The organism is Streptomyces sp. NPDC001270, assembly GCF_042896695.1.
GTDB lineage: Bacteria > Actinomycetota > Actinomycetes > Streptomycetales > Streptomycetaceae > Streptomyces.
Map to the genome: position 1 here is coordinate 197,595 of NZ_JBIAXM010000005.1, position 13,951 is coordinate 211,545.

The window sequence follows — 13,951 nt, forward strand, 5'->3', positions numbered from 1 at the left end:
CGCGCCGAACCGTGAGTCCAGGGAGGTGAATGGAGCCCGGTCAGCGGTACCACGGTGCCGTCCGCCCCTCATCCGCAAGGAGTACACCTGCACCACGAGAAGTACGCCTGCCGGACCGGTGGGCTTCCCGTCGGACGGCCGAGGGAAACACCCTGTCGAACCGACCCCGCGAAGCCATCGTCAGACGGCGACCACATGCACGTCCGGCGGGGCCAACACCGCCAGGTACGCGCCGATGTCGTCCGGGTCACTGGTGAAGATGACCGCGCTGCCGTGCCGGGCGGCGGCGAGGGCCACCCAGGCGTCGACCGCGTCCGGCCGCTTCTTCGCCGGAAGGGCCGCCTGCCCCAGCGCAGTGCCGATGCGCCGCCAGTCGACCAGGTCCGGGCCCGTGGCACAGGCCAGGCACTCCGGACGGCCCGCCTTCGTCTCCCGCATCGGCGGTTCGGACGTACGCCGACGCCGTATCTTCGGGCACCTTGACGTACCGGGCCTGGTGAAACGTGATGATGCCCGCGCAGAACTCCGCGTTGCGGGCATCATCCGATCCGTCGTCAGCTGATTATGTTCAGCCCTCGTCCGGCGCCAATCGCAACGAGATCGAGTTGATGCAGTACCGCTGATCGGTCGGCGTCGGATACCCCTCGCCCTCGAACACGTGCCCAAGATGCGACCCGCACCGAGCGCACCGGACCTCCGTCCGCACCATCCCGTGCGTGCGGTCCTCCAGGAGTTCCACCGCGTCGGAGTCCTTCGGGTCGTAGAAGGACGGCCAGCCGCAGTGGGACTCGAACTTCGTGTGCGAGGTGAAGAGTTCGGCGCCGCAGGCGCGGCAGGAGTAGACACCGGTGGTCTTGGTGTCCGTGTACTCACCCGTGAACGCCGGCTCGGTGCCGGCCTGGCGCAGCACGGCGTACTCGGCCGGGGTCAGCTCCGCGCGCCACTGCTCGTCCGGCTTGTCGATGTCGTACGACATGAGCCTCAGCTCCTTCAGTGCTACGACAGGTGGTCCAGAATCCGCGGGCCCAGGTCCGTCACGTCACCCGCGCCCATGGTCAGAACGAGATCGCCGGGCCTCGCCATTCCCGCGATCACGGACACGGCCTCGGCCTTGTCGTGGACGGCGGTGACGTCCGCGCCGGACGTGCGTGCCGCCTCGATGATCAACTCGCTGGTCACGCCGGGGATCGGGTCCTCGCGGGCCGGGTAGATGTCGAGGACGGCCGAGGCGTCCGCGAGGGCCAGGGCGCGGCCCATCTCCGTGCCCAGCTCCTGCGTGCGGGAGAACAGGTGCGGCTGGAAGAGCACCAGGATCCGGCCGTCCCCGGCAGCCGCCCGCATCGCCTCCAGGTCGGCCGTCATCTCGGTCGGGTGGTGCGCGTACGAGTCGATGACCCGCACGCCGGCCGCCTCGCCGAGCGGCTGGAGGCGGCGCTTCACCCCGGTGTAGGCGGCCAGTGCCGTCGCCAGGTCGCGCGCCGGGACGCCCAGGGCGACGCCTGCCGTGAGCGCGGCCACCGCGTTGTGCGCGTAGTGCCGGCCGGGCACGGAGACCGTGAAGGTCAGCGGCGCGCCGTCCAGTTCCACGGTGACCTCGCTGGTCAGCCCCCGCGGGACGACGGACAGGATCCGCACGTCGGCGTCCGCGCGCTCACCGTACGTCACCGTCCGTACCGAACCGGCAAGGCGCCGGGTCAGGTCCCGGGCGCCCTCGTGGTCCGCGGCGATCACCAGGGTGCCGCCGGGCACGATCCGGCCGGCGAAGGTCTCGAAGGACTCGTGGATCTCGTCGATCGAGGCGTAGTTCGCGTGGTGGTCGAGTTCGACGTTGAGGACGATCGCGACCTCGGGCGTGTACTTGTGGAAGCTGCGGTCCGATTCATCCGCCTCGGCCACGAAGATGTCGCCGGTGCCGTGCAGGGCGTTGGAACCGGGGGCGTCCAGGTCGCCGCCGATGGCGTACGAGGGGTTCAGGCCGAGCCGTGTCAGCGCCACCGCCAGCATCGACGTGGTGGTCGTCTTGCCGTGGGTGCCGGCGACGGCGATCGCCCGGCGGCCGTCCATCAGGGCGGCGAGGGCGTCGGAGCGGTGGACCACCGGGATGCCCAGTTCGGCGGCGCGGACCAGTTCCGGGTTGTCCGGGCGGATCGCCGAGGACACGACCACGCAGTCGGCGTCGTCGGCGAGGTGCTCGGCCGCGTGCCCGATGTGCACGGTCACCCCGAGCGCCCGCAGGGCCTCGGCGGTCGCCGACTCCTTGGCGTCGCTCCCCGCGACCTTGGCCCCACGCTGTGCGAGGATCTTCGCGATCCCCGACATCCCGGCGCCGCCGATGCCGATGAAGTGTGGTCGGTCCATGGCGGTACGAAGGCCGGCTGCCATGCGCGTGTTCTCCCAGGTGCTGTACGTCGACGGAGCGCGCCCCGCGGGGAACGCGCTCCCAGCCTATTGCTTGGCGCGGACCGTGCCCTTCGGGGGCGCGGGGCGCATCGATCCACGGATCCGCCGGATGGTGGTACACGGCCGGCCGCGGCCGACAAGTGCGTGTGCGCGAACGGACGCGCAAGCCTGGGTGGGGCCGGGGTGGACCGAGGCATGGCCGCTCGGCTTTCGCATGTTCGAGCGGCAGCGCTACGCCTTGCTGTGCGAGAACAGCTTCAGCACCGGCACCCCCACCTTGTGCCGGGCCCGCGAGGCCCAGTCGCGGTGGAAGAACTCCTCCACGTAGTGCGGGTCGGTGAGGACGATCACCTCGTCGGCCCCCACCTCCTCGACGAGGGACTTCAGGGCGTCCAGTGGATGGGCCTCGACCAGCCGGCCGTCGGCCTGGCCGCCGGCCGACCGCAGCGCGGTGAGGGACACCTCCAGCGCCTGTTCGGCGGGCTCCTTCGCCGCGTCGCCCTCCGGTGTCTCCCGTTCCCGGGCGGCGTCGTCGAGTTCGCCGAGGGCGATGTCGTCGATGGCACGCAGCAGCCGGTCGGCCTGGTCACCGCGCGGCTGGAGCAGCACGTGGAAGGAGACCGCCTCGTCTCCGTGCAAGGTGGTGACGAACTCCACGTCGGCGGACGTCAGGGCCTTCTCGATCATCAATACGCTTGTGAACACCAGCGCCCCATTCTCCTTCGAGGACCCTTCTGGTCCTCTCTCCTCCGTGGGCCGTACCAGACCCTGCGGAAACCATCCTGCCCCGTGTTCGCGCGGGTCCTGCCGGATTCAGTGTGCCCGGCGGAAGCTAAACGGAACGACACATTCCGCTGTTTTCAGGATCGCTGGTAGCGAGCGAACAGATATCCGGTGTCCTCCAGCAGGGACACGAGTGCGAAGCGCCGGGGCACGGCCACCGGAGGACCGCCGGTGATGCGCTGCGCATCACCCGCGGTGAGCATCGGCGCGAGCGTCAGGCACAGCTCGTCCAGAGCCCCGGCGGCGACGAACCGGCCGAGCAGCCGGGGGCCGCCCTCGGTGAGCAGCCGGGTGTGGCCGAGGCCGGCGAGGGCCCGTACTGCGCGGGCCGGATCGACCTCGGCGCCGTCGCCCGCGATCACCACCCGGGCACCCGCGCGCTCGGCGGCGGCGATCCGGTCCGGGGCCGCCGCGGCGCCGGTCAGGACCAGGGTGGGCACCAGGGGCGCGGTGAACAGCGGGAGGGTGAAGTCCAGCTCCAGACGTGCGCTGACGACCGCGATCGCCGGGGCCGGGCCCTGCCCCGCCGCCTCCCGGACCGCCGCGAACGCGGCACGCGCGCGTGCCGGCCGGTAACCCTCCTGGCGTACCGTTTCCGCACCGACGACCACGACGTCCGCGAGGGCCCGGAGCGTTCCGAAGATCTGCATGTCGGCCGGTCCGGAGATGGGCTGCGAGCGCCCTTCGTGCTGGGCGGCGCCGTCCAGTGTGGACACCATGTTGGCCCGCAGCCAGGCCGTGCGGCCGCGCCGGGCCGGCTCGGGGTAGGCATAGGCGGCGGCCAGTTCGGGGAGGCTCCACTCCCGGTCCGCGAGATCGCCCGCGCCGCCCGGCGCGGGGCCGCCGGTCCCCTCCTCCCCCTCCCGTCCGGCGTCCGCGGCAATGGCCTGGGCTGCTGTTTCTTCGGTCACAGGGAACAGGCGTCGCATGCGGTGCAGTGTGGCACGGCGCTTAACATGAGTAACCGTGTCGTCCTCCACCGCCGCCTCCCGGCCCGGCTCCGCCGCCGGCGCGGCCCCGCTGTCCCTGTGCGCCCGCGAGCCGCGCGTCCCCGCGGACCGGCTGGTCGCCGAAATGGTGCCGCCGCCGCGCTTCGACTCGGTCCGCTTCGCCACCTATCTGCCGGATGCGAACCAGCCCAGCCAGACCGAGGCCGTACGGGTCCTGGAGGGCTTCGCGGCCGGACTCGGCGGGGCCCCGTCCGGCGGCGGCAGGCGGGGGTTCCTCGGCTTCGGGAGGTCCAGGGCGGCCCGGGTCCCGGCCGGACCGCGCGGCGTCTACCTCGACGGCGGGTACGGCGTCGGCAAGACCCACCTGCTCGCCTCCCTCTGGCACGCCGCGCCGGCCGAGCCCGCGCTCAAGGCGTTCGGCACCTTCGTCGAGCTGACCAACCTGGTCGGCGCCCTCGGCTTCCAGGAGACCGTGCGCACCCTCAGCGGCCACCGGCTGCTGTGCATCGACGAGTTCGAGCTGGACGACCCCGGTGACACGGTCCTGGTGTCGACGCTGCTGGGCAGGCTGGTCGACGCGGGCGTCGCGCTCGCCGCCACCTCCAACACGCTGCCGGGCAAGCTGGGCGAGGGCCGGTTCGCGGCCGTCGACTTCCTGCGGGAGATCCAGGGCCTGTCCGCCCACTTCCGCACGCTGCGCATCGACGGCGAGGACTACCGCCACCGCGGTCTGCCCGAGGCGCCGGCGCCGTTCACCGACGAGCAGGTGACCCAGACGGCGTATGCCACCGAGGGCGCCTCGCTCGACGAGTTCCCGGGGCTGCTGGACCATCTCGCGAAGGTGCACCCGAGCCGCTACGGCGCGCTGACCGACGGCCTGCGGGCGGTGTGCCTCACCGGTGTGCGGGCGGTGCCCGACCAGGCCACGGCGCTGCGCCTCGTGGTCCTCGCGGACCGGCTCTACGACCGTGAGGTGCCGGTCCTCGCCTCGGGACTGCCCTTCGACGCGCTGTTCAGCGAGGAGATGCTGAACGGCGGTTACCGCAAGAAGTACTTCCGCGCGATATCCCGGCTCACCGCGCTGACCCGGGACGCGAAGCCCCTCGTGGCGGCCTGACACACGGGCCTCGGGGCGGCCCCGACACCTCGCCTCCGTCACCTGGCCCTCGGGACACCCGCCTTGTCAGGGTGACCCGGTGTCCGGCATGCGCGGCGTGCCTTTTAGACGATCAAGGCCCGCGGGTCAAGTACCGCGTTCGCGCCAGCGACCCGCATTTTTCACGCTCTCCTGGGGTCGAAACGCGGAGTTAACCCTGCAAGCAACTTTGCAGGGTTAATGTGTTTCTTGACCATTCATTGACCAATGCTTGGTACGTACTAGAGGCGTGGACTGCCGAGAGGGGGCGCATGTTCCGAGGTAAAGCGGCCCGGCGTGCGCTGACGCCCCTCGCCGCCGTGCTGCTCGCCCTGCAGCTCTTCATGTGCGCGGATGCGTTCGCATCCGCGCACACATTCCGTCATGTAAAGGCCAAGGCTGATCCCGGACTTGAGCTGTCCGGGCAGCAGGCACCTCTCGGCCCGGTGACGTACCGCGTCACCGGGCACACCGCGGAACCACCCGGTCCGCCACACGCCCGTGACCACCGGCGAACCACCGCCCCGGGATGGGCGAACGAACGCCCCCTTCCCGCCCGTCACACGGCGACCGCGCGCCCGCAGACCGCGTCCGGCGCGCCACGGCACCACCCCTCAAGAGCCTTGAGAGCCCACACTCCGGCGGCACTTCAGGTCTTCCTCTGCTGAGAGACCGGCAGCCCCCACCCACCCCCCACAACCGTCGCGCAAGCCCGACGCGCCGTCATGGCGCGCCAGGAGGAATCAAGACACCATGCAACCCCTCATCGACAACGCCCGTACCTTCGGACAGCGCCCTGAGGAGTTCGCCAAACTCGCCGAAGGCCAGTCACCGCAGGTCCTCTTCATCACCTGCTCCGACTCCCGGGTCGTCCCGGCCCTGATCACGGGCGCCCGCCCCGGTGAGCTGTTCGAACTGCGCACCGCCGGAAACATCGTCCCGCCGTACGTCTCATCGACCCCTACCGCCGAGGCGGCCACCATCGAGTACGCCATCGAGGTGCTCGGCGTCCGTGACGTCGTCGTCTGCGGTCACTCCCACTGCGGTGCCGTCGGCGCGCTGGTGCGCGGCGACGACCTGACCGCCGTACCCGCCGTGCGCGACTGGCTGGCGCACGCGACCCCGCGCCCGGCCGGAGCGGCCGCCGACCCCGCGGTCGCCGAGGGCGTGCAGAGCCACGTCCTGACCCAGGTGCTGCGGCTGCGCTCGTACCCGTGCGTGACCGAGAAACTGGCCCAGGGGCGGCTCGCCCTGCACGCCTGGTACTACGAGGTGCACACCGGCGCGGTCCGGGCGCACGTCGCCACGACCGACACCTTCGAGGCACTGTGAGCGGCGCCGTGACCAAGAAATTCCCCCATCTCAAGCAGGACTTCACCGCTTCCCTCGTCGTCTTCCTGGTCGCGCTCCCGCTGTGTGTGGGCGTGGCCGTCGCCTCCGGCGTACCGGCCGAACTCGGCCTGGTCACCGGCATCGTCGGAGGTCTCGTCACCGGGCTGATGCGCGGCAGCAGCCTCCAGGTCTCCGGTCCGGCCGCCGGCCTGACCGTGCTGGTCTTCGAGGCGGTGCACCAGTTCGGGCTGCCCGTGCTCGGCGTCATCGTGCTTGTCACCGGGGTGCTCCAGATGGCGATGGGCGCCCTGCGGCTCGGGCGCTGGTTCCGGGCCATCTCGGTCTCGGTCGTGGAAGGCATGCTGGCCGGTATCGGTCTGGTGCTCATCGCCGGGCAGCTGTATCCGGCGCTGGCCGCTCAGGCCCCGGCCTCGGGTCCCGGCAAGATAGCCGGGCTCCCGGGGGCGCTCGTGGACGCCTTCGGCGACACGGGGGCGCTGGCCTCCCTCGCCGTGGGCGCGGGCACCATCGCGGTCCTGGTCCTCTGGAAGCTCGTCCCCGCGAAGATACGCGCGGTGCCCGGTCCGCTCGCCGCGGTCGGCCTGGCCGCACTGGCGGCACTGGTCCTCGACCTGCCGGTGGCCACCGTCGAGGTGCAGGGGCTGCTGGACTCCGTCCAGCCGCCGCCGCTGAGCGCCTTCGGCGAACTCGCCGGGGTCGGAGTGCTGGGCACGGTCGTCGCGTTCACGCTGATCGCGTCCGCCGAGTCGCTGTTCAGCGCGGCGGCCGTGGACCGGCTGCACGACGGGCCGCGCACCCAGTACGACAAGGAACTGGTCGCCCAGGGCGCGGGCAACACGATCTGCGGGCTGCTCGGCGCACTGCCGATGACCGCGGTGATCGTGCGCAGTGCGGCCAACGTGCAGGCGGGCGCCCGTACGAAGGCGTCCCGGGTGCTGCACGGCGGCTGGCTGCTGCTGTTCGCGGCCCTGCTGCCGGGTGTGCTGGGCTACATCCCGATCCCGGCCCTCGCGGGCATCCTGGTGTACTCGGGCGCCAAGCTCATCCCGGTGCGGGCGCTGGCCGTGCTGTGGCGTGAGTCGCGGGGCGAGGCGCTGATCGTGGTCGTCACGGCCGTGGCGATCGTCGCGATCAGCATGTTCGAGGGCGTGATCATCGGCCTGGCGCTGGCGATCGTCAAGACGGCGTGGGAGTCCTCGCACGTCAAGCTGGAGTTCGTCGACAAGGGGGCGGGCCCGGTCGAGGCGTATCTGTCGGGCAACGCGACCTTCCTGCGGCTGCCGAAGATCCTCGACAGCCTGGAGTCGCTGCCCAAGGACCGGCCGGTCCGGCTCGACCTGTCCGGCCTGCACCACCTGGACCATGCCTGCCGCCTGGCGCTGGAGACCTGGGCCGAGCGGCACAGCGAGTCCGGGACCGAGCCGGTACGGCTCACGGCGGCGCGGTAACGCGCCGGTCTGGTCCGGGGCAGGGGCGTGGCCCCGGACCAGACACCGGGCATATCGTTGCAGGAGTGGACGAACAGACCTCTGACCTAGGGAGGTCGTCATGCTCCAGGAACTGGTGGGAGCCCTCGTGGGACTCGGTGCCGTCGGCGTGGTCTACCTGGCCGCGGCGGCCCGAGTGGTCAAGCAGTACGAACGCGGCGTGGTCTTCCGGCTCGGGCGGGTCCTGGACCCGGCCCGTACGCCTGGCTTCACGATGGTGATCCCGGGGGTCGACCGGCTGCGCAAGGTCAACATGCAGATCGTGACGATGCCGATCCCCGCGCAGGAGGGCATCACCCGGGACAACGTGACCGTCCGGGTCGACGCGGTCGTGTACTTCAAGGTCATGGACGCGACGGCGGCGGTCATCAACGTCGAGGACTACCGGTTCGCCGTCTCCCAGATGGCGCAGACCTCGCTCCGTTCGATCATCGGCAAGAGCGACCTCGACGATCTGCTGTCCAATCGCGAAAAACTCAACCAGGGCCTTGAGCTGATGATCGACAGCCCGGCCGTGGGCTGGGGTGTGCAGATCGACCGGGTCGAGATCAAGGACGTGTCCCTGCCCGACACGATGAAGCGTTCCATGGCGCGGCAGGCCGAGGCGGACCGTGAGCGCCGGGCCCGGATCATCAACGCCGACGCCGAACTCCAGGCGTCCAGGAAGCTCGCGGAAGCGGCCCAGCAGATGGCGGACACGCCCGCCGCATTGCAGTTGCGGCTGTTGCAGACGGTGGTGGCGGTGGCGGCCGAGAAGAACTCCACGCTGGTGCTGCCCTTCCCCGTGGAGCTGCTGCGCTTCCTGGAGAAGGCCCAGCAGCCCGCGGTCGGCGAAGCCGCCCCGCACGGCGCCGAGCCCCCGCCCGTCAAGCCCGCGACCACCGGACCGGCACACACCGGACCGGTGCGCACCGGGTCGGCGCACCCGGGGTCGGCGCCCGCGGGGGACGGCTCCACGGACGGCCACACCCACCCGGCGGGCCCCCCGGCGACCGCTCCCCCGGAGGAGGCGCCGCCCCCGCCGCGCGGTGGAGAGCGGACCGCACCTCCCCCACCGCCGCAGCCGGCCTCCGGCACGCCCCCGGTGACCACCCCCAGTCCTCCGGCCTCCTGACCGGCGGCTACGGCCATGAGCCGGACGAGCCCGACGGGCCCCGACCGGCCTCGACGGGACGAACGGACCTGGCGAAACGAACGGACCTGGCAGGTCGAACGGGCCCGCGGGCCGGGCGGGGGCGCGGGTCGGGGCAGCCCGGCCACACCGGCCACGGAGCCCTGACGGGGCACGCGCACGCGAAAGGGCCCGTCCGGGCAGTGCAGGCAACGGGCGGGTCCGCGGCGGCGCCCCTCCCGACAGCGGCGTGCCCGACCCGACAGCCGCAATGCGCCTCCGGACAGCGGCGTGCCCGGCCGCGCGAACCCGTTCTCTACTGGTCGGGCGAGTGACCGAACGCGCAAGGCCGGTCGGGTGACATATAGGGACTTCGCAAGCTAAGTCACTCAATGCACCCCGTTCTAAGTCATATCTTCATACCGTGTTCACTTCTGTACGCCGAGTCGCCGCCGTCTGCGCCCTGAGCGCAGTCCTCGCCGCGTGCGGCACAGCCGAGCCCCCGCACGCCGCCGGCCCGGCCACCACGCGGTCCACCCCCTCCTCAGCCTCGCGTCCGCCCACGCTCACCCCGGGCCCCGGCGGTCTCACCCCGGTCTTCATGAACGGCCCGCGCACCCAGGGCAAGACCGTCGCCCTCACCTTCGACGCCGACATGACCGCCGGCCAGGGGCCGCGCGCCGCGGCGGGCGAACACTTCGACAACCCGCAGCTCATCGCCACGCTGCGGACGCTGAAGGTCCCGGCGACGGTGTTCATGACCGGCCGATGGGCCGAGCAGTACCCGGCCGAGGCCCGCTCCATCGGCAGCGACCCGCTGTTCGAGGTCGCCAACCACTCCTACAGCCACTACGCCTTCACCGCCGACTGCTACGGCCTGCCCACCGTCTCCGCCGACCGGATGCGCACGGACGTCGAGCAGGCGTACACCGCCCTGCGCACGGCGGGCGTGCCGCACCCGATGCCGTACTTCCGCTTCCCCGGCGGCTGCTACGACCAGCAGGCGCTGCGCGCCCTGAGCGGGCTCGGGGTCACGGCGGTGCAGTGGGACGTGGTGAGCGGGGACGCGTTCGCGACGGACGCCGACGCGGTCGCCAAGCAGGTGCTGGACGGAGTGCAGCCGGGGTCGGTGGTGGTCATGCACTGCACCCGCAGCGCCGCGCCGACCACCGAGCGGGTGGTACGGACGATCGTGCCGGAACTGCGCAAGCGGGGCTTCCAGTTCGTGAAGGTCTCCGCGTTGATCTCGGCGACCGCCCCGCGCCGCTGACCGGCCTACGCTGGAGGGCATGACCGACGAGGAACGCTGCCCGACCGCCGGCCCCGACCGGCCCGCCCCGGCCGGTGGTCCGCCGTACGCGGAGTGCGTGCTGTGCCGCGAGCCGACCGAGTACCCGCGGTCGCACCCGGGCATCACGCTGTGCCCCGTCTGCGCGTGGCAGGAGGCACAGCGCACCGCCTGCTCCGGATGACCGGCGGGCGGCAGGCACCGGGCCACGGCGGCACCGCCGCGCGGCGCCGTAAGGTGGGCTGTCGTGAGCGATGTTCCTGACTCCCCCGGTGCCGCCCCCTTCCGTACCGAGCGCACCCCGCGCGACGAGGCCCCGCAGTTCGTGCTGCCCCTGGTCGTACGGATCGAGCGGGGAGCACCGCCCGCGCGCACCGACGCCCTGGAGACCGCGGCCCGGGCGGTGCTCGTGCTGCTCGCGGACGAGCGGGCGCTGGGCGACGGCGAGTGGGCCCAGGCGGTACGGGACTGGCAGGACGCGCGGATCCGGAAGGTGGTGCGGCGGGCCCGGGGCGCCGAGTGGCGGCGGGCCGAGGCGCTGCCGGGCATCACCGTCACCGGGAAGTCCGCGGAGGTACGGGTCTTCCCGCCCGTTCCGCTGGACGGCTGGCCCAAGGACCTGGCCCGGCTCCAGGTGTCCGGCACCGAACTCGACGAGCCGGAGCCGCCGGCCGGCCCGGACCCGGCGTACCCCGTGCTGTGGCTGAACCCGGGTGTCGGCATGTCGGCGGGCAAATCGATGGCCCAGGCCGGGCACGGCGCCCAGCTCGCCTGGTGGGAGCTGTCCGACGCGGAGCGGGCGGACTGGCGGGACGCGGGCTTCCCGCTGTCCGTACGCACCGCGGACCCGGCCGACTGGCGCGAACTGACGGTCAGCGAACTGCCGTTGGTACGGGACGCGGGGTTCACGGAGATCGCCCCCGGGCTGACCGTCGCGGCGGAGGGCGGCACCCGCTTCGCGCCACGGCTGCGCAGACGGTGACGGTGCCGGCCGGAGCCTGTCTGATCGGTCCGTTCCGGCCCCGTGGCACCGGTCCCCGCCGCTACCTCAAATGTTGCTCTGAAGAAGCCGAGAGGGGGATTCGCGCCCGGCTGTGCGGGCCATACCTCCGGCACGCCACCGCAGCAGCAAAACGGCACGGAGGGGGACGGGCGATGCGGCAACTGGGTACGGGGATCGGCTGGCGGCCGGAGATCGCGGACGCCGTCGAACGCATGCCGGGCATCGACTGGGTCGAGGTCGTGGCGGAGAACGTGTGCCCCGGGCATCTGCCCGCCTCGCTGCGGCGGCTGCGCGAGCGCGGGGTGACCGTGGTCCCCCACGGTGTCTCGCTCGGTCTCGGCGGCGCGGACCGGCCCGACGAGGACCGGCTGGCCGCACTCGCCGAACGCGCCACGGGACTGGACGCGCCGCTGGTCACCGAGCACATCGCGTTCGTCCGGGCGGGCGGACCGCTGACCGCCTCCCCGCGCCTGGAGGCGGGCCACCTGCTGCCCGTGCCGCGCACCCGGGACGCCCTCGACGTGCTGTGCGCGAACGTGCGCCGCGCGCAGCAGGCGCTGCCCGTGCCGCTCGCCGTGGAGAACATAGCGGCGCTGATCTCCTGGCCGGGCGAGGAGCTGACCGAGGGGCAGTTCCTGTACGAACTCGCCGACCGGACCGGCGTACGACTGCTCATCGACGTGGCGAACCTGCACACCAACCACGTCAACCGCGACGAGGATCCGGCCAAGGCGCTCGCCGGACTGCCGCTGGAGGCCATCGCGTACGTGCATGTCGCGGGCGGCTTCGCCCGCGACGGGGTGTGGCACGACAGTCACGCCCACCCGGTCCCGCGCGAGGTCCTCGACATCCTCACCGACCTCGCCTCCCGTATCCGGCCGCCCGGGGTGCTGCTGGAGCGGGACGAGAACTTCCCCGAACCGGCGGAGCTGGAACGGGAGTTGGCCGCCATCCGGACGGCGGTGGACGAGGGCGGCGCGGACCTGGCCTGCGCCGGGCCGCCGCCGGTGGCGCGAGCGGGTACGGCGGAGGAGGCGGCGGGCGAGCCGGCCCGGGAGCGGGTCGCGCTCGCCCAGGCGGCGGTGCTGTCCGCGCTGGTCGCGGGGACTCCGCTGCCCGAGGGGTTCGACCGGGTACGGATGGGGGTGCAGGCGCGGGCGCTCGCCGCGAAGCGGGCGGACGTGGTCGCCAAGGTGGCGCCCGAACTGCCGCGCATCCTGGGGACTCGCTACCGGCCGGCGTTCCTCGGCTATGCGCACGGGCAGCCGATGACCGGCGGCTACCGGCGGGACGCCCTGGACTTCGTGGCGCACCTGCTGCGCGAGCGGCAACCCGCGGACGCGGAGGTCCGGCGCGAGCTGCGCGGGTGGTGGCGGGAGCGGTCGGGCCCGGCGCCGCGGTCGGGGCGGCCGGCCGCCCGGGTCCGACGGGCGGCGCGAAGGGTACTGACGCGACGCGGCTGACGCCCCCTGGCCTGACCTGACCTGACCTGCGCGGAATGGATCGTCGCGGACATGCAACGCCGCGTGCCGTTGACGACGCGGCCATGGTGTTCCGCAGGCCCCTGGCATAGAAACACGTCATGTTCTGGGTGCTTCTCCTGCTGTTGGCCTGGGCCACGGCCGGCACGGCGTGTACCCGGCTGAGCCTGGCCGCCGTACGTGCCGCGGGTTCCGCCCCGCACACGGTGACCGTGCGCCGGGAGCGCGGCCTGACCCTGTACGAGGCGGCGTTCCTGTCCGGCGGTCCCGCCCGGGTCGCCGAACTCACCCTGGTCGCCATGGCGCGGCAGCGACGGCTGCTGCTCGCGCACACCGGCTGGGCGACCGTCGTCGACCCGCGGGGCCGGGACGACATGGAACGGTCGGTGATAGGCGCCATCGGCCCGGACGGGCAGTCCCGCATCGCGCCGGTGCGCTCCGCCGCCGCGGGCGCCGACGCCGTGCGGAGCCTGGCCGACGGGCTCGTCCGCGCGGGGCTCGCGGTGCCCGACGGGGCCCGTACGACGGTGGCGGCCGGGGTCCGCCGGGTGCGCGCCGCCGCGGTGGCCGTGCCGGCCCTGGGTACGGTCGCGCTGCTGCCGCCCGCACCGGCCGGGACCTCCCGTCACCTGATCGCCCTGTGGTTCGCCCTGCCGCTCACCGTGACGCTGAGCTGTCTGGCCCTCGCCCGGGTCGAGGCGCCCCCCTACTCCCGGTGGGCTTCCCCCGCCGGGCAGCGGATGCTGGGCGCGCTGGCCCGGCAGTCGGGCGGAGCGGGCGACGAGCACACCTACCTGGCCTCCGTCGCCGTACACGGCATCCGTGCGATCGGCGAGCCCGAGCTGCCGGCCGCCCTCACCCACCGCGACCGGCCGCGGCGGGAGTGAAACGAGCCCTCCGGGGGCGCATGGGGAGCATTGACGCCGACACCGGCGGACGGTGCTTGCCTTCGCCGCACCG

At 72.8% G+C, this 13,951-nt stretch carries 14 protein-coding genes; 9 read left to right on the top strand and 5 right to left on the bottom strand.

Annotation, left to right across the window (positions count from 1 at the left end):
* Positions 1–180: 180 nt before the first annotated feature.
* From ACFY2B_RS10865 to ACFY2B_RS10885, 5 genes are all read right to left on the bottom strand, one after another.
* Positions 181–438: a hypothetical protein gene (locus ACFY2B_RS10865; RefSeq protein ID WP_390762816.1), complete on the bottom strand. Its 258-nt coding sequence runs from the start codon at positions 436–438 to the stop codon at positions 181–183.
* A gap of 130 nt (positions 439–568) precedes the next feature.
* On the bottom strand, positions 569–976 hold the full coding sequence (gene msrB, locus ACFY2B_RS10870; protein ID WP_390762817.1) for a peptide-methionine (R)-S-oxide reductase MsrB: 408 nt from the start codon (positions 974–976) through the stop codon (positions 569–571).
* Positions 977–996: 20 nt separating this feature from the next.
* Positions 997–2,382, bottom strand: a complete 1,386-nt coding sequence (murC, locus tag ACFY2B_RS10875) for a UDP-N-acetylmuramate--L-alanine ligase (RefSeq protein WP_390762818.1) — start codon at positions 2,380–2,382, stop codon at positions 997–999.
* 249 nt (positions 2,383–2,631) lie between these two features.
* Complete coding sequence (locus tag ACFY2B_RS10880; protein ID WP_376523125.1) at positions 2,632–3,105, bottom strand: indole-3-glycerol phosphate synthase; 474 nt, start codon at positions 3,103–3,105, stop codon at positions 2,632–2,634.
* Positions 3,106–3,260: 155 nt separating this feature from the next.
* Positions 3,261–4,112: a pyrimidine reductase family protein gene (locus ACFY2B_RS10885; RefSeq protein ID WP_390762819.1), complete on the bottom strand. Its 852-nt coding sequence runs from the start codon at positions 4,110–4,112 to the stop codon at positions 3,261–3,263.
* A 37-nt stretch (positions 4,113–4,149) separates the two neighbouring features.
* Here ACFY2B_RS10885 and zapE point away from each other — a divergent pair, with 37 nt between their 5' ends.
* From zapE to ACFY2B_RS10930, 9 genes are all read left to right on the top strand, one after another.
* Positions 4,150–5,250: a cell division protein ZapE gene (gene zapE, locus ACFY2B_RS10890; protein ID WP_390762820.1), complete on the top strand. Its 1,101-nt coding sequence runs from the start codon at positions 4,150–4,152 to the stop codon at positions 5,248–5,250.
* Positions 5,251–6,021: 771 nt separating this feature from the next.
* Positions 6,022–6,600 (top strand): carbonic anhydrase, encoded by a 579-nt coding sequence (locus ACFY2B_RS10895; protein ID WP_376523132.1) that lies wholly within the window; start codon positions 6,022–6,024, stop codon positions 6,598–6,600.
* 8 nt (positions 6,601–6,608) lie between these two features.
* Positions 6,609–8,069, top strand: coding sequence for a SulP family inorganic anion transporter (locus ACFY2B_RS10900; protein WP_390762821.1), 1,461 nt, complete (start codon positions 6,609–6,611; stop codon positions 8,067–8,069).
* 100 nt (positions 8,070–8,169) lie between these two features.
* The gene (locus ACFY2B_RS10905; RefSeq protein ID WP_390762822.1) at positions 8,170–9,222 is read left to right on the top strand and encodes a slipin family protein; all 1,053 of its coding nucleotides are present in this window, start codon (positions 8,170–8,172) and stop codon (positions 9,220–9,222) included.
* Between the two features lie 421 nt (positions 9,223–9,643).
* The gene (locus ACFY2B_RS10910; protein ID WP_390762823.1) at positions 9,644–10,489 is read left to right on the top strand and encodes a polysaccharide deacetylase family protein; all 846 of its coding nucleotides are present in this window, start codon (positions 9,644–9,646) and stop codon (positions 10,487–10,489) included.
* Between the two features lie 19 nt (positions 10,490–10,508).
* A complete protein-coding gene (locus tag ACFY2B_RS10915; protein WP_390762824.1) occupies positions 10,509–10,691 on the top strand; it encodes a hypothetical protein in 183 nt (60 codons plus the stop codon).
* A 63-nt stretch (positions 10,692–10,754) separates the two neighbouring features.
* Complete coding sequence (locus ACFY2B_RS10920) at positions 10,755–11,489, top strand: peptidyl-tRNA hydrolase (protein WP_390762825.1); 735 nt, start codon at positions 10,755–10,757, stop codon at positions 11,487–11,489.
* Between the two features lie 173 nt (positions 11,490–11,662).
* A complete protein-coding gene (locus tag ACFY2B_RS10925) occupies positions 11,663–12,973 on the top strand; it encodes a DUF692 domain-containing protein (protein ID WP_390762826.1) in 1,311 nt (436 codons plus the stop codon).
* Positions 12,974–13,092: 119 nt separating this feature from the next.
* Positions 13,093–13,878 (top strand): TIGR04222 domain-containing membrane protein, encoded by a 786-nt coding sequence (locus ACFY2B_RS10930; protein ID WP_390762827.1) that lies wholly within the window; start codon positions 13,093–13,095, stop codon positions 13,876–13,878.
* The last annotated feature ends 73 nt before the right edge of the window (positions 13,879–13,951 follow it).

Excerpts from the sequence above, each read along its gene's own strand:
- ACFY2B_RS10930 (WP_390762827.1), top strand. The coding sequence starts at position 13,093 with ATGTTCTGGGTGCTTCTCCTGCTGTTGGCCTGGGCCACGGCCGGCACG.
- murC (WP_390762818.1), bottom strand. The coding sequence starts at position 2,382 with ATGGCAGCCGGCCTTCGTACCGCCATGGACCGACCACACTTCATCGGC.
- ACFY2B_RS10915 (WP_390762824.1), top strand. The coding sequence starts at position 10,509 with ATGACCGACGAGGAACGCTGCCCGACCGCCGGCCCCGACCGGCCCGCC.
- ACFY2B_RS10885 (WP_390762819.1), bottom strand. The coding sequence starts at position 4,112 with ATGCGACGCCTGTTCCCTGTGACCGAAGAAACAGCAGCCCAGGCCATT.
- ACFY2B_RS10925 (WP_390762826.1), top strand. The coding sequence starts at position 11,663 with ATGCGGCAACTGGGTACGGGGATCGGCTGGCGGCCGGAGATCGCGGAC.
- ACFY2B_RS10895 (WP_376523132.1), top strand. The coding sequence starts at position 6,022 with ATGCAACCCCTCATCGACAACGCCCGTACCTTCGGACAGCGCCCTGAG.
- ACFY2B_RS10865 (WP_390762816.1), bottom strand. The coding sequence starts at position 438 with ATGCGGGAGACGAAGGCGGGCCGTCCGGAGTGCCTGGCCTGTGCCACG.
- ACFY2B_RS10905 (WP_390762822.1), top strand. The coding sequence starts at position 8,170 with ATGCTCCAGGAACTGGTGGGAGCCCTCGTGGGACTCGGTGCCGTCGGC.
- msrB (WP_390762817.1), bottom strand. The coding sequence starts at position 976 with ATGTCGTACGACATCGACAAGCCGGACGAGCAGTGGCGCGCGGAGCTG.